The organism is Pseudomonas arsenicoxydans, assembly GCF_006438915.1.
In the GTDB taxonomy this organism is placed as follows: Bacteria; Pseudomonadota; Gammaproteobacteria; order Pseudomonadales; family Pseudomonadaceae; genus Aquipseudomonas; species Aquipseudomonas arsenicoxydans_A.
In genome coordinates, this window is sequence record NZ_RCZE01000019.1 from 13,563 (window position 1) to 32,106 (window position 18,544).

Annotated in this window: 15 protein-coding genes; 8 read left to right on the forward strand and 7 right to left on the reverse strand. The window is 60.1% G+C overall.

The window, feature by feature from the left end:
- Positions 1-81: 81 nt before the first annotated feature.
- The gene (locus EAH78_RS29420; protein WP_140671544.1) at positions 82-2,259 is read right to left on the reverse strand and encodes a malate synthase G; all 2,178 of its coding nucleotides are present in this window, start codon (positions 2,257-2,259) and stop codon (positions 82-84) included.
- 582 nt (positions 2,260-2,841) lie between these two features.
- Between EAH78_RS29420 and EAH78_RS29425 the strand changes: the two genes are divergently transcribed.
- Entirely contained in the window at positions 2,842-3,360 is a 519-nt protein-coding gene (locus EAH78_RS29425) for a glycine cleavage system protein R (protein ID WP_027926687.1), read from the forward strand.
- A gap of 215 nt (positions 3,361-3,575) precedes the next feature.
- Here the strand turns inward: EAH78_RS29425 and rarD are convergent, their stop codons facing one another.
- From rarD to EAH78_RS29450, 5 genes are all read right to left on the reverse strand, one after another.
- The gene (rarD, locus tag EAH78_RS29430) at positions 3,576-4,463 is read right to left on the reverse strand and encodes an EamA family transporter RarD (RefSeq protein WP_140671546.1); all 888 of its coding nucleotides are present in this window, start codon (positions 4,461-4,463) and stop codon (positions 3,576-3,578) included.
- A 177-nt stretch (positions 4,464-4,640) separates the two neighbouring features.
- On the reverse strand, positions 4,641-5,615 hold the full coding sequence (locus EAH78_RS29435; RefSeq protein WP_123433055.1) for a serine/threonine protein kinase: 975 nt from the start codon (positions 5,613-5,615) through the stop codon (positions 4,641-4,643).
- Between the two features lie 208 nt (positions 5,616-5,823).
- On the reverse strand, positions 5,824-7,725 hold the full coding sequence (locus EAH78_RS29440; RefSeq protein ID WP_140671549.1) for a PhoX family protein: 1,902 nt from the start codon (positions 7,723-7,725) through the stop codon (positions 5,824-5,826).
- Between the two features lie 58 nt (positions 7,726-7,783).
- Positions 7,784-8,548 (reverse strand): TOBE domain-containing protein, encoded by a 765-nt coding sequence (locus tag EAH78_RS29445; RefSeq protein ID WP_140671551.1) that lies wholly within the window; start codon positions 8,546-8,548, stop codon positions 7,784-7,786.
- A 182-nt stretch (positions 8,549-8,730) separates the two neighbouring features.
- The gene (locus tag EAH78_RS29450; RefSeq protein ID WP_140671553.1) at positions 8,731-9,468 is read right to left on the reverse strand and encodes a ComF family protein; all 738 of its coding nucleotides are present in this window, start codon (positions 9,466-9,468) and stop codon (positions 8,731-8,733) included.
- A gap of 93 nt (positions 9,469-9,561) precedes the next feature.
- On the opposite strand from EAH78_RS29450, the gene bioB reads away from it, so the two are divergent.
- The 7 genes from bioB to EAH78_RS29485 all read left to right on the forward strand — a co-directional run bounded on the left by bioB (position 9,562) and on the right by EAH78_RS29485 (position 16,644).
- On the forward strand, positions 9,562-10,617 hold the full coding sequence (gene bioB / locus EAH78_RS29455) for a biotin synthase BioB (RefSeq protein WP_140671555.1): 1,056 nt from the start codon (positions 9,562-9,564) through the stop codon (positions 10,615-10,617).
- A gap of 154 nt (positions 10,618-10,771) precedes the next feature.
- Complete coding sequence (bioF, locus tag EAH78_RS29460; protein ID WP_140671557.1) at positions 10,772-11,950, forward strand: 8-amino-7-oxononanoate synthase; 1,179 nt, start codon at positions 10,772-10,774, stop codon at positions 11,948-11,950.
- Complete coding sequence (locus EAH78_RS29465; RefSeq protein WP_140671559.1) at positions 11,943-12,674, forward strand: alpha/beta fold hydrolase; 732 nt, start codon at positions 11,943-11,945, stop codon at positions 12,672-12,674. The genes bioF and EAH78_RS29465 overlap by 8 nt, the downstream gene beginning before the upstream one ends.
- Complete coding sequence (bioC, locus tag EAH78_RS29470) at positions 12,667-13,479, forward strand: malonyl-ACP O-methyltransferase BioC (protein ID WP_140671561.1); 813 nt, start codon at positions 12,667-12,669, stop codon at positions 13,477-13,479. Before EAH78_RS29465 ends, bioC begins: the two co-directional genes overlap by 8 nt.
- The gene (gene bioD / locus EAH78_RS29475; RefSeq protein ID WP_140671563.1) at positions 13,476-14,156 is read left to right on the forward strand and encodes a dethiobiotin synthase; all 681 of its coding nucleotides are present in this window, start codon (positions 13,476-13,478) and stop codon (positions 14,154-14,156) included. The genes bioC and bioD overlap by 4 nt, the downstream gene beginning before the upstream one ends.
- A gap of 107 nt (positions 14,157-14,263) precedes the next feature.
- A complete protein-coding gene (locus tag EAH78_RS29480) occupies positions 14,264-14,560 on the forward strand; it encodes a pyrroloquinoline quinone biosynthesis protein PqqE (RefSeq protein ID WP_140671565.1) in 297 nt (98 codons plus the stop codon).
- Positions 14,561-14,838: 278 nt separating this feature from the next.
- Positions 14,839-16,644, forward strand: a complete 1,806-nt coding sequence (locus EAH78_RS29485) for a phenylacyl-CoA dehydrogenase (RefSeq protein WP_140671567.1) — start codon at positions 14,839-14,841, stop codon at positions 16,642-16,644.
- 78 nt (positions 16,645-16,722) lie between these two features.
- Here EAH78_RS29485 and EAH78_RS29490 read toward each other — a convergent pair whose 3' ends face one another.
- Positions 16,723-18,483: a hypothetical protein gene (locus tag EAH78_RS29490; protein WP_140671569.1), complete on the reverse strand. Its 1,761-nt coding sequence runs from the start codon at positions 18,481-18,483 to the stop codon at positions 16,723-16,725.
- Between the last annotated feature and the right edge of the window lie 61 nt (positions 18,484-18,544).

Genomic DNA, 18,544 nt, shown 5'->3' on the forward strand with positions numbered 1-18,544 from the left:
CCTACAAGGAATCGAATTTGCAAATAAAAAGGCCCTGATCTTTCGATCAGGGCCTTTTTTTTGTCCCGCGTCAGCGACTAGTTACAGGCCATTGGCAGCCTTGAACTCGCGACGACGACGGTGCAGAACCGGCTCGGTGTAGCCGTTCGGCTGTTTCGTGCCTTCAACCACCAGTTCGACCGCCGCCTGGAAGGCGATGTTGCTGTCGAAGTTCGGGGCCAGAGGGCGGTACAGCGCGTCATTGGCGTTCTGACGGTCAACCACCGGCGCCATGCGCTTGAGGCTTTCCATCACTTGCGCTTCGGTGACGATGCCGTGACGCAGCCAGTTGGCGATGTGCTGGCTGGAAATACGCAGCGTTGCACGGTCTTCCATCAGGCCGACGTCGTTGATGTCCGGCACTTTCGAGCAACCCACACCCTGGTCGATCCAGCGCACCACATAACCGAGAATGCCCTGGCTGTTGTTGTCCAGTTCGTTCTTGATCTGTTCTGCAGTCCACTGCGGGTTGACTGCCAACGGAATGGTCAGGATGTCGTCCACCGAGGCGCGCGCACGTTTGGCCAGTTCAGCCTGCCGGGCGAACACGTCGACCTTGTGGTAGTGCAACGCGTGCAGCGCTGCGGCGGTCGGCGATGGAACCCAGGCAGTGTTCGCGCCGGCCAGTGGGTGGGCGATTTTCTGTTCGAGCATCGCCGCCATCAGGTCGGGCATCGCCCACATGCCTTTACCGATCTGCGCGCGACCTTGCAGGCCGGTGCTCAAACCGATATCGACGTTCCAGTTCTCGTAGGCACCGATCCATTTTTCGGCCTTCATGTCGGCCTTGCGCACCATCGGGCCGGCTTCCATGGAGGTGTGGATTTCATCGCCCGTACGGTCGAGGAAACCGGTATTGATGAACACTACGCGTTCGCTGGCCGCCTTGATGCAGGCTTTGAGGTTGACCGTGGTGCGGCGCTCCTCGTCCATGATCCCGACTTTCAGCGTGTTGCGCGGCAGACCGAGTACGTCTTCGATGCGACCGAACAGCTCGTTGGTGAACGCGGCTTCTTCCGGGCCGTGCATCTTCGGTTTCACGATGTAGACCGAACCGGTGCGGCTGTTCTTGCGCGAGCTGTTGCCGTTCAGGCTGTGGATCGCGGCAAGGCTGGTCACCAGACCGTCGAGAATGCCTTCCGGCACTTCGTTGCCGTCTTTGTCGACGATGGCGTCGATGGTCATCAAGTGGCCAACGTTACGCACGAACAGCAGCGAACGACCGTGCAGGCTCAGTTCGTTGCCATCGACACCGGTGTAGGTGCGGTCGGCGTTCATGGTTCGGGTAAAGGTCTGACCACCCTTGGAGACTTCTTCTGACAGGTCGCCCTTCATCAGGCCGAGCCAGTTACGGTAGATCACCACTTTGTCATTGGCATCAACGGCGGCGACGGAGTCTTCGCAGTCCATGATGGTGGTCAGCGCGGCTTCCATCAGGATGTCTTTGACGCCGGCAGCATCGGTCTGGCCGACCGGGGTGCTGGCATCGATCTGGATTTCGAAGTGCAGGCCGTTGTTCTTCAGCAGGATCGCGGTCGGCGCGCTGGCGTCGCCGTGGAAGCCGATCAGCTGAGCGTCGTTGCGCAGGCCGGTGTTGCTGCCGCCTCTAAGGGCGACCACCAGTTTTCCATCAACGATTTTGTAGCCGGTAGAATCGACGTGGGAGCCGGCCGCCAATGGCGCGGCTTCGTCGAGGAAGGCGCGGGCGAAGGCGATCACTTTGTCGCCGCGAACCTTGTTGTAGCCTTTGCCTTTTTCCGCGCCGTCAGCTTCGCTGATGGCGTCGGTGCCGTAGAGCGCGTCGTACAGCGAACCCCAGCGGGCGTTCGAGGCGTTCAGTGCGAAACGGGCATTCATGACCGGGACCACGAGCTGTGGGCCGGCCATGCGGGCGATTTCGTCATCGACGTTTTGCGTCGTTGCCTGGAAATCGGCCGCTTCTGGCAGCAGATAACCGATGTCTTGCAGGAAGGCTTTATAGGCCACGGCGTCGTGCGGTTGACCGGAACGGGATTGGTGCCAGCCGTCGATACGAGCCTGGAAATCATCGCGTTTGGCGAGTAGGGCTTTGTTCTTCGGCGCCAGGTCATGAATGACCTTGTCAGCACCGGCCCAGAACTTATCGGCGGTGAGGCCGGTACCGGGAATGGCTTCGTTGTTCACGAAGTCGAACAGGACTTTGGCGACCTGCAGGCCACCGACTTGAACGTGTTCAGTCATTGCTTGCCTCACTCTGCTCAGCTATTTCGCTTTTCAGCTCTTCAATTTTGACAATGAAGCCTCTGGCCATTTAAACCACAAACCCGTCCGCCAGTACATGCCCTTGCGGGCGGCTGGGTTCGGTCCGATCAACGGCTTGGAGGCCTTGCTGACAGGGCTTTTCAGGGTTGCGAGTGTGCCGGTGGCAGACATCGATCCAACGTTATGTAGTGCGCGCTGCGGCATACTACATGATGAATTGCGCTTGTGAAAATTAGACTAATTACGTCGTTCTGCGACCCCATGACGCATTGCAGTCATGTCGGGGGGCGGGATGTTCTCAAAAAACCATTGGATTGTTCCAGTTAAATATAAAAACTTGTACACATAATCTTCGTGGCGCTGCTATGGCGCTTTGAATTTGTTGGCTGAACGCTGACCTTTTGTGGCGAGGGGGCTTGCCCCCGTTCGGCTGCGCAGCAGTCGTCAGGTGTATCTGGATAAATGCAGGGGGTCGCTTCGCGCCCCAACGGGGGCAAGCCCCCTCGCCACAATGTTCCCCTTGCCTATACTTCTGTTTCTATAACAAAAGAGGGCTGCGCCATGGACCACCTCGTACTCACAGTGTTTGCTCCGGACAAGGCTGGGCAGGTCGAGCGCATCGCCCAGTGCATTGCCGAGCACGGCGGCAACTGGCTGGAAAGCCGTATGTCGCGCATGGCCGGGCAGTTCGCCGGGATTCTTCGGGTGGGGGTGCCGGCCGAGGCCTACGATGAATTGGTCGATGCCCTACAGGCATTGTCCGCTCAAGGCATTCGCGTCCTGATTGCCGAAAGCGGCATCGAACAGTCCTGCACCTGGAAGCCGATCGCAATGGAACTGGTGGGCAACGATCGTCCGGGGATCGTGCGCGACATCACCCGTCTGCTCAGCGAGCAAGGGGTGAACCTGGAAAGGCTGGTGACTGAAGTGCGGCCGGCGCCGATGAGCAGCGAGCCGCTGTTCCATGCCGAGGCGATTCTCGCCGTGCCACTGACCTTGTCGCTGGACGTCTTGCAGTCGCGCCTGGAAACCCTGGCGGACGATTTAATGGTCGAACTGGTGTTGCGCAGCGAGCCTTGACAGGCTTATCCAAGATAAACGTGCACCTGCCTGTGGATAACCTGTAGAGACAGCCCGCCAGCCCACGCCGGCCGGGCCTCTTCAGGATCTGATCAAAAAACCATCAGTTTCAACGAGTTGCGCACAAACGCCGGGGATCACGCTGTGGATAACCTTGGGAAGGATCGATGCAGGCCACGAGGAACGTGGTCTGTAGAGTTTTGTGTGTTTTTTGATCAGCTGCGACGGCGCAGACTTATCCACGCATCAACGCTGTAAACCGCCAGGCCTGCCCAAATAAAGATGAACGCGACCAGTGTGCTGGAATTCAAGTGTTCGTCGAACAGCAGAACGGCTTGCAGCAGCACCAGTGTTGGCGCCAGGTACTGGAGGAATCCCAAGGTTGTGTAGGGTATATGCCGCGCGGCGGCGTTGAAACAGATCAGCGGCACCAGCGTGACCGGGCCAGCGGCGACCAGCCACCAGGCTTCGGAGGTGGTCCAGAACTCCGGTTGCGCACTGGCCGCCGTCGGGTTGAACAGCAGCCATGCGACCGCAATCGGCACCAGCATCCACGTTTCCACTACCAGCCCGGGCAGTGCTTTGACCGGTGCCTGTTTGCGGATCAATCCATAGAAACCAAACGTCAACGCCAGCACCAGCGACACCCATGGCAGGCTGCCGACTTGCCACACCTGTTGCGCCACGCCGACCGCCGCCAGACCCACCGCCAGCCACTGCATGCGCCGCAGCCGTTCGCCGAGGATCAACATCCCCAGCAACACGTTCACCAACGGGTTGATGTAGTAACCGAGGCTGGCCTCAAGCATCCGCCCGTTGTTCACCGACCACACATAAGTCAGCCAGTTGGCCGCGATCAGCGTGCCGCTCAGGGCCAGGATCGCCAAGCGTTTCGGGTTGTCACGCAACTCGCGCCACCAGCCGGGATGTTTCCACACCATCAGCAACAGGGCGCCGAACAACGCGGACCAGAGCACGCGGTGGATGATGATCTCCACGGCGGGCACGCTGGCGATGGCTTTGAAATAGAGCGGGAACAGTCCCCAGATGATGTAGGCACTCAGGCCCAGAATGTACCCGCGACGCGGGTTGGCAGCTTGCATGCAGAATCCTTGCTTAGGCAGCTAACAAAGAGGGGGATTGTAAGGAGATTTCCAGGAATGGTCGCGGACCAATGTGGGAGCGGGCTTGCTCGCGAAGGCGTCAGTACAGTCGACATCATCGGTGAATGACCGTCCGTCTTCGCGAGCAAGCCCGCTCCCACAGGGGATCTGTGGTTGTCAGAAAAGTTTGAGTGGTTCTTCGTTGAGTGCTGCAAGTTGCTCACGCAACGCCAGCACCTGGTCACCCCAATACCGTTCACTGCCGAACCACGGAAAGCTGTGCGGGAACGCCGGATCGTCCCAGCGACGGGCGAGCCAGGCGCTGTAGTGCATCAGGCGCAAGGCGCGCAGCGGTTCGATCAACGCCAGTTCTCGTGGATCGAAATCGTGAAACTCGTTGTAGCCGTCCATCAATTCCGACAATTGGCCGAGGCATTCCTGGCGGTCACCAGCCAGCATCATCCAAATGTCCTGCACTGCCGGGCCCATGCGGCAGTCATCGAGGTCGACGATGTGGAACATTTCGTCGCGGCACATCATGTTGCCGGGGTGGCAGTCGCCGTGCATGCGGATGTTCTGGTGCGGCGTGGCCTTGTAGACCTCTTCGACTCGCTTAAGCAGATCGCGGGCCACGGACTCGTAGGCGGGTAGCAAACTCTTGGGGACAAAGTTGCCTTCGAGCAGGGTGGTCAGCGAGTCGTGACCGAAGTTCTTCACGCCCAGCGCCTCACGGTGCTCGAACGGTTTGGTGGAACCCACGGCGTGCAGGCGACCGAGCAACTGGCCCAGGCGATAGAGTTGATCGAGATTGCCCGGCTCCGGCGCACGGCCACCACGGCGCGGGAACAGGGTGAAACGAAAGCCGTTGTGTTCGTGCAGGCTGGCGCCGTTGTGAATCATCGGCGCGACCACGGGCACGTCGCATTCGGCGAGTTCGAAGGTGAACTGGTGTTCTTCGAGAATTGCTTCGTTGGTCCAGCGCTGCGGGCGGTAGAACTTGGCGATCAGCGGCTCGGAGTCTTCGATGCCGACTTGATAGACGCGGTTCTCGTAGCTGTTGAGCGCCAGAATGCGCGCGTCGCTGAGAAAGCCGATGCTTTCGACGGCATCGAGTACGAGGTCTGGGGTGAGGGTTGCAAACGGGTGGGCCATGCTGACTCCTGCGCGCAGCAGGCTGCCGCGTCCGGCCAAGCATGGTAGCGCAGACGGGGGGGCTTTAGGGGGTGGGCTTGAGATGAGTGGTGTTTGGGAGGCCGCCTTCGCGAGCAAGCCCGCTCCCACATTTGATCGAGGGTGTGTCACAAATAGTGTGAACAACAAGGTCCAATGTGGGAGCGGGCTTGCTCGCGAAGAAGCCAGATCAGGCGCCGACGACCCCGCCATCTTCACGGGAAATCGCCATCACCGAAGACCTCGGCTTGCCATTCGGCAGATGCTCCGGGAACGTCGACCCGCCGTTCTCCCCCGGGTGCTGAATCCCGACAAACAACGTCTTCTGATCCGGCGAGAAACTGATCCCGGTCACTTCACAACCAATCGGCCCGACCATGAACCGACGGATCTCCCCGGTCACCGGGTCCGCACACAGCATCTGGTTGTTACCCATGCCGGCAAAATCACCGGCATTGCTCGAGTCGCCATCGGTGAGAATCCACAACCGCCCGGCCTTGTCGAAGCCCAAGCCATCCGGGCTGTTGAACATGTTCTGCGGCGTGATGTTTGCCGAACCACCCTTCGGCGTGTCGGCGTGGACACCTGGGTTGCCGGCGACCACAAACAGGTCCCAGGCAAAGCTTTTCGAGCCGTGATCATCGCGGTCGGTGCGCCAGCGCAGGATCTGCCCGTAGACGTTCTTCTCGCGCGGGTTTGGCCCGCCCACCGGTTGGCCATCCTCGCCGCGCTTGGCGTTGTTGGTCAGGGTGCAATAGACCTGGCCGTCCTTGGGGCTGACCACGATCCATTCCGGACGGTCCATGCGTGTGGCTTTCACCACGCTGGCGGCGAGGCGTGCGTGGATCAGCACTTCGGCCTGATCGGCAAAACCGCTGCTGGCGTCGATGCCGTTTTTGCCATGGGTCAGCTCGACCCACTCACCTTGGCCTTTCGGATGATCGGCATGGCCGTCGCCGGCGTCGAAGCGCGCTACGTACAAGGTGCCGTGGTCGAGCAGGTCGCGGTTGGCCTTGGGGTTTTTATGGTTGATCTTGTCGCGGCTGACGAACTTGTAGATGAACTCGCCGCGTTCATCGTCGCCCATGTACACCACGGCGTGGCCGTCATGGGTTTCTGCCAGGGCGGCGTTTTCATGCTTGAAGCGGCCCAGGGCCGTGCGCTTGACCGGGGTTGATTGCGGATCAAACGGGTCGATTTCCACCACCCAGCCGTGACGGTTGAGTTCGTTCGGGTTCTTCGCCAGGTCGAAACGCTCGTCGTGCTGGTGCCAGTTGATCTCTTTACTGGCCGCCACCGCGCCGTAGCGTTTTTGTGCTGCGTCGAATTTCTGTTCTGCGTTACTGCTGCCGAAGCAGTCGGTGAAGTTTTCTTCGCAGGTCAGGTACGTACCCCACGGCGTCTTGCCGTTGGCGCAGTTCTGGAAGGTGCCGAGGACATTCTTGCCGTGCGGGTCGGTGCTGGTTTTCAGCAGTTCATGGCCGGCGGCCGGTCCGCTCAGGCTGATCGGCGCGTTGCCGTGAATACGACGGTTGTAGCGCGAGCCCTGGACGAACTGCCATTGGCCATTCTTGCGCTGCACTTCGATCACCGACACGCCTTCGCAGGCCAGCGCCTTGCGCACTTCTTCGGCCGATTGCGGCATGCCGCCATGCGCGTAGAGGTAGCGATAGTTGGTGTATTCGTTATTGATCGCCATCAGCGCCCGGTCTTTTTCACCGGGAAACTCGAACAGGCTCATGCCGTCGTTGTTGTCACCGAACTGGACTTCCTGATGCTCGGCCGTGGCATTGCCACTCGGGTCGAAGGCTGGACCGTTCTTTTGCAGCGGCTGGCCCCAGCTGATCAGCACCGAGGATTTGTAACCGGCCGGCAAAGTAATGGCGTCGCTGGTGGCGGCGGGGATGCTGTCGAAACCCAACAGTTTGCTGGTGCCGGCGCTGACGCTCGCGGCCATGACGCTGCGGCTCAGCAGGTTGCCCCCGAGGAACATGGCGGCACCGCAAAGGGCGCCGGCGCTGATGAAGCCACGGCGGCTGAGGCCGACCATTTTTTCGAGGTCGGTGGACTGGTTTTCTTCTAATAGGCTCACATCAGGCTCCCTGCGGGTTTTTGCAGTCACCTTAGTGAGCCGACATGACGCTTTTGTTTCAGAGCGGAGTGCCCAGCAGGACGTTGGAGGGCGAAAACTGCACCAGCACCGGTTTGTCAGCGGTCAGCCCGTGGGTGTGCAAGTGCAGCGGTTCGGCCAAGGCGCACAGCGTCTGGCCATTGGGCAGGCTGATGCGTACTTCGCTAGGCCCGTCTTCGGCGTCGAGAATTTCTTCGATAACGCCGGCGAGGCAATTGTTGCCGGGTGTTGCGTGTTGCTCGATAGCCAGCACGTCCAGCCAACCGGCCTTGATCAAGGCGACCACCTCGGTGCCGGTTTCCAGCTCCAGGCGCAGGGTGCTGTCGTGGGTGATCTGCGCATCAATATTCAACCCTTCGGCCAGCTCGAGGCGGATCCGGTCGTTGCGCCCCTGAGTTTCAATCTCGACAACCTTGCCGTGCAGTTGATTGCGCGCGCTGGTCCGGAGCATCAGGCGACCGAGCAGGTCCAGATCGCTGGCATCTTCGGCTGCCTCCAGCACTTGGGTCTGGAGGACTTGCAGCTTTTGATAAAGGCGCAACACGCGCAGTCCTTCGCTGGAAAGTTTTGCGCCACCGCCGCCCTTGCCGCCGACGCTACGTTCCACCAGCGGCTTCTGCGCCAGGTTGTTCAGCTCGTCGATGGCGTCCCACGCCGCTTTGTAGCTCAGGCCCGCGCTTTTCGCGGCACGGGTGATCGAGCCTTGTTCGGCGATGTGTTGCAGCAACGCGATGCGCTGCGGACGACGGACAATGTGCTGGGACAACAACGTAGGCAAGGACATGGCGAGGTGCTTTGGATGGTGACAATGATGAAGACGTTGGCCGCTTGCAACTCGGTAGTCAAGTCAGGCGCAAAACCCTGTGGGAGCGGGCTTGCTCGCGAAGGCGGTGGGTCAGTCACATTGACGTTGAATGTGACGGCCTCTTCGCGAGCAAGCCCGCTCCCACACTGGAAAGCATTCAGTCAGCCGTCACCCGGTTTGGGTGTACGGGCCAGGCAGTAGACGTCGACTCGCGCGGCCCCTGCGTCCATCAGCAGCCGGGCAAGGGCTTGCGCCGTGGCGCCGGTGGTCAGCACGTCATCCACCAACGCCAAATGGCGGCCCTTGATCTGCGCGCCGGGTGTCAGGGAGAACGCGTTGCGCAGGTTCTTTTTGCGGGCCTCGGCATTCAAATCCTGCTGTGCGCTGGTGTCTTGAATCCTCAGCAGCAGCGTTTCGTCGCAAGGAATGTCCAGATGGGCGCCGAGCCAGCGGGCGAGCATCGCGGCTTGATTGAAACCCCGTTGACGCAGTCGTTTAGCGGCCAGCGGCACCGGGACCAGTGCGTCGGGTCGATTCAGGTCTTCGTCGAAGCGATGTTGCAGGTATTGCGCGAGAAGATCGGCGAGCAGGCGGCCAAACGGCCACTTTGCCGAATGCTTGAAGCGTGTGATCAGCGTGTCCAGCGGAAAGCTGTACGACCATGGTGCGGCGACTTGTTCGAAGGCGGGCGGTTGTTTCAGACACTGGCCGCAGGTCAAGCCTGTGCCGGGCAAGGGCAGGGCGCAGGTCTGGCAGTGATCGCCAAGCCAGGGCAGTTCCGTTTCGCAGGCCATGCAGATCGGGATGTGCTCCTCGGCCGGTTCAGCACAGAGCAAACAGCGCTGTATGTTTTTTAACCAGATGTAAACCGGTCCATCGTATTGTGGTTGACAGCGCATGAGTCTTCCTTAAATATGCCGAACATCCGTGTCGCGTCTGTGGGTATTCCGTCCCCCCAGCCGCTTGCCAAGCATAAAACAAAGGAAACGCCCATGAGCGCCAGCACCTCTGCAACCCTGCGTCATGACTGGTCTTTGGCCGAAGTCAAAGCACTCTTCGTTCAGCCATTCAACGACCTGTTATTCCAGGCACAGACGGTGCACCGCGCGCATTTCGATGCCAACCGCGTCCAGGTTTCCACACTGCTCTCGATCAAGACCGGCGCCTGCCCGGAAGACTGCAAATATTGCCCACAGTCCGGTCACTACAACACCGGCCTGGAAAAAGAAAAACTGATGGAAGTGCAGAAGGTCCTCGAAGAGGCCGCTCGGGCCAAGGCCATCGGCTCGACCCGTTTCTGCATGGGCGCGGCGTGGAAACACCCGTCGGCCAAAGACATGCCGTACGTGCTGGAAATGGTCAAAGGTGTGAAGGCCATGGGCCTGGAAACCTGCATGACCCTCGGCCGTCTCGATCAGGACCAGACCGTTGCACTGGCCGACGCCGGCCTCGACTACTACAACCACAACCTCGATACGTCGCCTGAGTTCTACGGCAGCATCATCACCACCCGCACCTACGGCGAGCGCCTGCAAACCCTGGCTTACGTGCGTGAATCGGGGATGAAGATCTGCTCCGGCGGTATTCTCGGCATGGGCGAGTCCCTCGACGACCGCGCCAATCTGCTGATCCAGCTGGCCAACCTGCCGGAGCATCCGGAGTCGGTGCCCATCAACATGCTGGTGAAAGTTGCCGGCACGCCGCTGGAAAATGCCGAAGACATCGATCCGTTCGACTTCATCCGCATGCTCGCCGTCGCACGCATCCTGATGCCGCAATCCCACGTGCGCCTGTCCGCTGGCCGCGAAGCGATGAACGAGCAGATGCAGGCCCTGGCGTTCTTCGCTGGTGCGAACTCGATTTTCTACGGCGAAAAACTGCTGACCACCGCCAACCCGCAAGCTGACAAGGACATGCAACTGTTCTCGCGCCTGGGGATTCTGCCGGAAGCGCGCGAAGAGCACGCGGACGAGGTGCATCAGGCGGCTATTGAGCAGGCACTGGTTGAGCAGAAGAGCAGCGAGCAGTTCTATAACGCCGCTGTTTGACCCGACACAAATCCAATGTGGGAGCGGGCTTGCTCGCGAAGACGGAGTGACATTCAACATTGATGTCGACTGTGCAGACGCCTTCGCGAGCAAGCCCGCTCCCACATTGATTGTGTAACTTTCGCACTCTGTGAACTGACCGCCCGAGGCCTGCATGTCTTTCGATCTCGCCGCACGCCTTGCTGCCCGTCGTGCCGAAAACCTCTACCGCCAGCGTCCGTTGCTCGACAGTCCTCAAGGACCGGAAGTGGTGGTCGATGGCCAGCCGTTGCTGGCGTTCTGCAACAACGATTACCTGGGCCTGGCCAATCACCCGCAAGTGATCGAAGCCTGGCGCGCCGGCGCTGCTCGTTGGGGCGTGGGTGGCGGGGCGTCGCATTTGGTCATCGGTCACAGCACGCCGCACCATGAACTGGAAGAAGCCTTGGCTGATCTGACCGGGCGCCCGCGTGCGTTGCTGTTCACCACCGGTTACATGGCCAATCTCGGCGCAGTCACCGCGCTGGTCGGACAGGGCGATACGGTGCTTGAAGACCGGCTCAATCATGCTTCGCTGCTGGATGCCGGTCTTCTGTCCGGTGCGCGCTTCAATCGCTACCTGCACAACGACGCGGTCAGCCTGGCCAAGCGCCTGGAGAAAGCCACCGGCAATACGCTGGTGGTCACCGACGGCGTGTTCAGCATGGACGGCGACATTGCCGACCTGCCGGCGCTGGCCCGCGAAGCCAAGGCCAAGGGCGCGTGGTTGATGGTCGATGACGCTCACGGGTTTGGCCCGCTGGGTGCCAATGGCGGCGGGATCGTCGAGCATTTCGGCCTGAGTCAGGACGATGTGCCGGTGTTGGTCGGTACGCTGGGCAAGGCTTTCGGTACGGCCGGGGCCTTTGTTGCGGGTAGCGAGGAGTTGATCGAGAGCCTGATCCAGTTCGCCCGCCCCTACATTTACACCACCAGCCAACCACCGGCGCTAGCCTGCGCGACACTTAAAAGCCTCGAACTGCTGCGCACCGAACACTGGCGACGTGAGCATCTGAAGACGTTGATCCGCCAGTTCCGCCGAGGCGCCGAGCAAATCGGCCTGGAGCTGATGGACAGCTTCACGCCGATTCAACCGATCATGATTGGCGATGCCGGGCGTGCGGTTCGACTGTCGCAGATGCTGCGCGAGCGCGGTTTGATGGTGACCGCGATCCGTCCTCCGACTGTGCCGGCTGGCAGCGCCCGTTTGCGGGTGACCCTGACCGCCGCTCACAGCGAGGCACAGGTACAACTATTGTTAAACGGACTGGCCGATTGTTTTGCCCAACTGAAACCGGAGCCAAGCCATGCGTGATCGACTGATTCTGCTGCCCGGCTGGGGCCTCGGGATTTCGCCATTGGAACCTTTGGCGGCGGCCTTGCAGGGGCTGGATGAACACCTGCGCGTCGAGATCGAGCCGTTGCCGGACCTGGAGTCGAGCGATCTGGAGGAGTGGCTCGATGAGCTCGATTCCACAGTGCCGCAGGATGCGTGGCTCGGCGGCTGGTCTTTGGGTGGCATGTTGGCGGCAGAATTGGCGGCACGTCGTGGTGATCGTTGCTGCGGCTTGCTGACCCTGGCGAGTAATCCTTCGTTTGTCGCCCATGAGCAATGGCCGAATGCGATGTCTGGCGAGACGTTCGATGCGTTCCTGGCTGGCTGCAAGGCTGATCCGCGCATGACGTTGAAACGCTTTTCGTTGCTGTGCGCGCAAGGCGCCGAGGACCCGCGCGGGTTGTCGAGATTGCTGCTGGGTGGCGCGCCAAACGCTTCTGCATCGATATTGATGAGTGGTCTGGAAGTCCTCGCACAACTGGATACCCGTCAGGCTTTGCAGGCATTCCGCGGTCCGCAACTGCATGTGTTCGCCGGCCTCGACGGCCTGGTCCCGGCCGAAGCGGCGGGGGACTTGCTGGCACTGCTGCCGGATGTCGAAATCGGTCTGATTGAACAGGCCGGCCACGCGTTTCTTCTGGAAGACCCCCACGGTGTGGCGGGGGCGATTCAGGCCTTTTTGCACGAGTCTGGTGATGACTGATTTATCCCTTCACAACCTGTCCGGCGGTTTGCCCGACAAGCGCCAGGTGGCAGCCTCTTTTTCTCGCGCTGCGGCGAGCTACGACAGCGTGGCTGAATTGCAGCGTGATGTTGGCAGCCAGTTGTTGAGCCGCTTGTCCGCAGATTTTGTCCCAGGTCGCTGGCTCGACCTGGGCTGCGGCACCGGGTATTTCAGTCGGGCGCTGGGTGAGCGTTTTCCGGCCGGTCAGGGTGTCGCCCTCGACATTGCCGAAGGCATGCTCAATCACGCCCGGCCATTGGGCGGTGCCACCCATTTCATCGCCGGCGATGCGGAGCGGTTGCCACTGCAGGATTCGACCTGCGATCTGATCTTCTCCAGCCTTGCTGTGCAGTGGTGCGCAGACTTTGAATCGGTGCTCAGTGAAGCGTATCGGGTGCTGAAACCGGGCGCGATTTTCGCGTTTGCTAGTCTTTGTGTAGGGACGTTGTTTGAGCTGCGTGACAGTTGGCGTCAGGTCGATGGCATGGTCCATGTCAACCGGTTCCGCGAGCTGGGTGTTTATCAGCAACTGTGTGCAGCCAGCGGCTTGAAAACCGTCAGCCTGCAAACCCGTCCTCATGTGTTGCATTACCCGGATGTGCGCAGCCTGACCCATGAACTCAAGGCATTGGGTGCGCACAACTTGAACCCTGGGCGGCCGGGTGGTTTGACTGGCCGGGCGCGGATCCTCGGTTTGATCGAGGCGTATGAGCAGTTTCGTCAGGCGGAAGGTTTGCCGGCGACTTACCAGGTGGTCTATGCCGTATTGGAGAAGCCTTTATGAGCGCAGCCTATTTCATCACCGGCACTGACACTGACGTCGGCAAGACCACCGTTGCCGCCGGATTACTGCATGCCGCGCGGTCGGCAGGCTTGAGCACTGCGGCGGGAAAACCGGTTGCCTCGGGTTGCGACGTGACGCCCAAGGGGTTGCGTAACGCCGATGCGCTGGCGCTGTTGGCCGAGTGCTCGTTGCCGTTGACGTATGCACAGGTCAACCCGGTGGCGTTCGAGCCAGCCATCGCGCCGCACCTGGCCGCGCGGGAAGCTGGCGTGGCGCTGACGGTGCAATCGCTGTTGACGCCCATGCGCGAGATTCTCGATATGCAGGCCGATTTCACCCTGATTGAAGGGGCGGGCGGCTGGCGTGTGCCGTTGGCGGATCAGGACAATCTGTCTGACCTGGCGATGGCGCTGGGTTTGCCGGTCATTCTGGTGGTCGGTGTGCGCCTGGGCTGTATCAATCATGCGCTGTTGACGGCCGAAGCGATTGCCCTGGATGGATTGCAGCTGGCGGGTTGGGTGGCCAATATCATTGATCCCAAAACCTCGCGGCTGGAGGAGAACCTCGCGACACTCGCCGAGCGTATCCCCGCACCGTGTCTTGGGCGGGTGCCGAAACTCAAGTCGGTCACGGCTGAATCGGTGGCGGAGCATTTGCAGCTGGATTTGCTGGACTAGGTTTTAGCTATCACAAGGCACTGTGCCATTAGTGTTTTTGTCGGGCGTTTTGCCATCATGTCTGATTCAATGCCCGCTATTGATCCCCTTGCCGGACGAGTTCTCCCATGCAGATTTCAGGTAACACTGCTTTTTATGCGGGTCTGAGCACCATTCAGACCGGGCAGAACCGTGTCGATCAAGCTGCCGGACAGATTGCCAACAACACCATTGAGCGTTCGGTGACCAGCCAGTCTTCCGAGGTTCAGGTGGATCGCCTGCTCTCGGTTGATCGCAGTCAGCGATCCGACCTGACCAGTAATGTCGTCGAGATGGTTCAAGGCAAATTTCAGGTGGAAGCGGGCGCTAAAGTCGCCAAGGCTTCAGACGAAATGCTCGGTACGTTGATCGATACATTCGCCTGATCCCTCGCTGAATCCGCTTCTTGAACGCCGCGACTTTTCGCGGCGTTTTTCTGCGTAAGTCCTTCTCCCTCAACTAATCTTTTCTACACGGCACCTTTGCTTGAGCATCGGTGGTGCGCTGCTGCGTGCCCGGCAAATTGAAGAGTCGAGGACAAACGGCCAAAGATCGACGCTTGACAAGATTTGGGCGTAAACGTATGTTTCAAACAACTGTTTGACCGCCACAACAAATCCACGCGGTCGTTCATTCCCGGTTACATCAGCAGAGGTTTATCGCTATGCCTGACTACAAGGCCCCCTTGCGTGATATTCGCTTCGTTCGTGACGAACTGCTCGGCTACGAAGCGCACTATCAGAGCCTTCCGGCTTGTGCGGACGCAACTCCGGACATGGTTGACGCCATTCTCGAGGAAGGCGCCAAGTTTTGTGAGCAGGTACTGGCCCCGCTGAACCGCGTGGGTGACACCGAAGGCTGCACCTGGAGCGAGTCCGGCGTTAAAACCCCGACGGGTTTCAAAGAAGCCTACAAACAATTCGTTGAAGGCGGCTGGCCTAGCCTGGCGCACGACGTAGAGCACGGTGGCCAAGGCCTGCCGGAGTCTTTGGGTCTGGCTGTCAGCGAAATGGTTGGCGAGGCCAACTGGTCGTGGGGCATGTACCCAGGCCTGTCCCATGGCGCGATGAACACCATTTCCGAACACGGCACGCCTGAGCAACAAGACGCGTACCTGACCAAGCTGGTATCCGGCGAATGGACCGGCACCATGTGCCTGACCGAACCGCACTGCGGCACCGACCTGGGCATGTTGCGCACCAAGGCTGAACCTCAGGCCGACGGTTCCTACAAAGTCTCCGGCACCAAGATCTTCATCTCGGCCGGTGAACACGACATGGCCGACAACATCGTCCACATCGTACTGGCCCGCCTGCCGGACGCACCGGCTGGCACCAAAGGCATTTCGCTGTTCATCGTGCCGAAGTTCATGCCGAACGCGAACGGTTCGATCGGCGCTCGCAACGCAGTGAGCTGTGGTTCCCTGGAACACAAGATGGGCATCCACGGCAACGCCACTTGCGTGATGAACTTCGACGCGGCCACCGGTTTCCTGATCGGCCCGGCGAACAAAGGCCTGAACTGCATGTTCACCTTTATGAACACCGCACGTCTGGGCACCGCGCTGCAAGGTCTGGCACACGCCGAGATCGGCTTCCAGGGCGGCCTGAAATACGCGCGTGATCGCCTGCAAATGCGTTCGCTGACTGGCCCGAAAGCGCCGGAAAAAGCCGCTGACCCGATCATCGTTCACCCAGACGTACGTCGCATGCTGTTGACCATGAAGGCATTCGCCGAAGGCAACCGTGCAATGGTTTACTTCACCGCCAAGCAAGTCGACATCGTCAAGTACGGCGTGGATGAAGAAGAGAAGAAGAAAGCCGACGCACTGCTGGCCTTCATGACGCCAATCGCTAAAGCCTTCATGACTGAAGTCGGTTTCGAATCCGCCAACCACGGCGTGCAAATCTACGGCGGCCACGGCTTCATCGCCGAGTGGGGCATGGAGCAGAACGTTCGCGACAGCCGCATTTCGATGCTGTACGAAGGCACCACTGGTATCCAGGCACTCGACCTGTTGGGCCGTAAAGTGCTGATGACCCAAGGCGAGGCCCTGAAAGGCTTCACCAAGATCGTCCACAAGTTCTGCCAGACCAACGAAGGCAACGAAGCGGTTCAAGAGTTCGTCGCACCGCTGGCTGCACTGAACAAGGAATGGGGCGAGCTGACCATGAAGGTCGGTATGGCCGCCATGAAGGATCGCGAAGAAGTCGGCGCGGCTTCCGTGGACTACCTGATGTACTCCGGTTACGCCTGCCTGGCCTATTTTTGGGCTGACATGGCGCGTCTGGCTGCCGAGAAACTGGCTGCCGGCACTTCCGAAGAGGCGTTCTACACCGCCAAGCTGCAGACTGCGCGCTTCTACTTCCAGCGCATCCTGCCGCGTACCCGCACTCACGTTGTAACCATGCTGTCGGGCGCCAACAACCTGATGGACATGAAAGAAGAAAACTTCGACCTGGGCTACTAAGCCTTCACGCGGTCCTTCAAAAAAACCGCCGCTTCCTCCGGGAGCGGCGGTTTTTTTTGCGCTGAGGTCAGGCCTTGATCACCATGGCGTCGGATCCAGGGGGCCGACGCCAGTCGGGGTGCTCACGCCTTCGCCATTACGTATGAACGGCAGATGCCAGAAGTCGTTAGGCACTACAGGATCGCCAGGCTTGACGCCTTCCGGAAAGATGAACTCAAACACCGGCGCCACATACTGGCCGGCAATCAGTCCATTGGCGACGGTCAGCCTGCCCGCATTTTGGAGGCAACTGTCCACGGCGGTCTGGGACAAGCTCTGCTGTGGAACGCAAAGTGACCGCGCAACGACGCGCAAGGTGCGTGTCGGCTGGCTAAGAAGCCCAGCGGGCGCTTTGGTCGCACGTAATCTGGCGCGTTGTGGCTGAGGACCTGTGTTCTGTGTGGTAATACCACCCGAGGCTCCCAGGCAACTGGTCGCAAGGCCCAGCGCAGGGTTGCATTCACCCGTCATTTCATAGGGTGTAACCCAGCGATTGGTTTGCACACCTGTCGATGGATTGACATCTATCAGATAGATGTCGACCGGGGTCTTGATGTCGGTGGTCGAGGCCTCAAGGAAAATCCGGTCCTGCGTCTCCTGGGCTACTCCGTTGATGGCCGTTGCAGCCGGGTCGGCCGTGCCGACGCCAAATTCCCCGATAGACAGGTAGCTGGGCTGCGAACCAGGCTGAGTGTAGATCCCGATGTTCGCCTCGATCGTGTGTGCAGAGATGAAGTCCGGGAGGCCCGTTGTTGTTGACTTGAATAGGGTACCGGACCAACTGATGAAGTCGCCGACTTCGAAGGGGGCCTGTTGCGTCGGGTCGGGGTCCGTCGCGGTGCGGCTAGCATCGCTGAATCTCTTCATGACGTACTGGCTGCAATAGACCTGCCCCACCGCTGGACCCGAGAGCTCCCCACTGGTCGGAGGCGTGACACCTGCCTGACTGAAATTGCGGCAGTTGTTGGTCGTGGTCGGGGTGACCACTTTTGGCCGGTTTTTCTGTGGGCAGAATGCATCGTCCCCGGAAATCGTGCGCGGCACGCACATCGGGTAGCCGGTTGCGGCATGGATGGTCGGGTTGGCATCATCGACGGAGAAGCGTGGGTCGGGGCTTTGGGGACGGCCAAAACGTCCGCTCGGGTCGTTGATCTGAATAATCGTGGGTTGTGTCGGGTTCCCGCTGTCAACTTCGAGGTTGCCGTTGGTGTAGTCGATCCGGGTGATGAAACCGCTACCCGCGTTGGTTGATTGCTGGGAGACAAAGATCAGCCCGGCAATCTGCTTGTTGGAGATGCTATTGCCTACCACATGAATCTCGAACGAGGGATAGGCTGTAGCTGACTTTCCGAGCGCCAGGGTTCCACCCCTGACGAAGTCGGCCCAGGTCAGGGTGTTGGCCGGCATCTGCATGACGGTGTTGCAAGGAACAGTAATCGTGACGCCGTTTAATTGGACGGTCCCCCCAAAGCGGCCCGGGTCGCTGGTATTGGGGCAATTTGCATTGGTGGAGTCCAGCGTCATGTTCTGGATAAAACCGGTTACGTCAAACCCATGAATCGCAGTCGGGTTTGTAAAAACCGGGTCGGGCAGCGTGGGTGTCGTGAACGGCGAGGGCACACCCGGGGGCTTGGCAGTCCCGCCACCACCGTTTTTAGCAAAAGCAACTCCGCCACCACCAATGGTCAGTGCGACAGCGACGGCACTGGCGAGCAGTGCCTGGCGACTGAAGATGCCGTTGAATCGTTTTTGAGGCAGCGGCGGTATGGCGAGCGTTTTTTCGTACAAAGATAAGCTCATGGCTCACTCCAGTATCTTGCAAGACCAAATGCCGGCCAATCGAGCCCGTAGATCTGCAGAT

Coding starts and splice junctions, on each gene's coding strand:
- EAH78_RS29420 (WP_140671544.1), bottom strand. CDS start 2,259: ATGACTGAACACGTTCAAGTCGGTGGCCTGCAGGTCGCCAAAGTCCTG.
- EAH78_RS29425 (WP_027926687.1), top strand. CDS start 2,842: ATGGACCACCTCGTACTCACAGTGTTTGCTCCGGACAAGGCTGGGCAG.
- rarD (WP_140671546.1), bottom strand. CDS start 4,463: ATGCAAGCTGCCAACCCGCGTCGCGGGTACATTCTGGGCCTGAGTGCC.
- EAH78_RS29435 (WP_123433055.1), bottom strand. CDS start 5,615: ATGGCCCACCCGTTTGCAACCCTCACCCCAGACCTCGTACTCGATGCC.
- EAH78_RS29445 (WP_140671551.1), bottom strand. CDS start 8,548: ATGTCCTTGCCTACGTTGTTGTCCCAGCACATTGTCCGTCGTCCGCAG.
- EAH78_RS29450 (WP_140671553.1), bottom strand. CDS start 9,468: ATGCGCTGTCAACCACAATACGATGGACCGGTTTACATCTGGTTAAAA.
- bioB (WP_140671555.1), top strand. CDS start 9,562: ATGAGCGCCAGCACCTCTGCAACCCTGCGTCATGACTGGTCTTTGGCC.
- bioF (WP_140671557.1), top strand. CDS start 10,772: ATGTCTTTCGATCTCGCCGCACGCCTTGCTGCCCGTCGTGCCGAAAAC.
- EAH78_RS29465 (WP_140671559.1), top strand. CDS start 11,943: ATGCGTGATCGACTGATTCTGCTGCCCGGCTGGGGCCTCGGGATTTCG.
- bioC (WP_140671561.1), top strand. CDS start 12,667: ATGACTGATTTATCCCTTCACAACCTGTCCGGCGGTTTGCCCGACAAG.
- bioD (WP_140671563.1), top strand. CDS start 13,476: ATGAGCGCAGCCTATTTCATCACCGGCACTGACACTGACGTCGGCAAG.
- EAH78_RS29480 (WP_140671565.1), top strand. CDS start 14,264: ATGCAGATTTCAGGTAACACTGCTTTTTATGCGGGTCTGAGCACCATT.
- EAH78_RS29485 (WP_140671567.1), top strand. CDS start 14,839: ATGCCTGACTACAAGGCCCCCTTGCGTGATATTCGCTTCGTTCGTGAC.
- EAH78_RS29490 (WP_140671569.1), bottom strand. CDS start 18,483: ATGAGCTTATCTTTGTACGAAAAAACGCTCGCCATACCGCCGCTGCCT.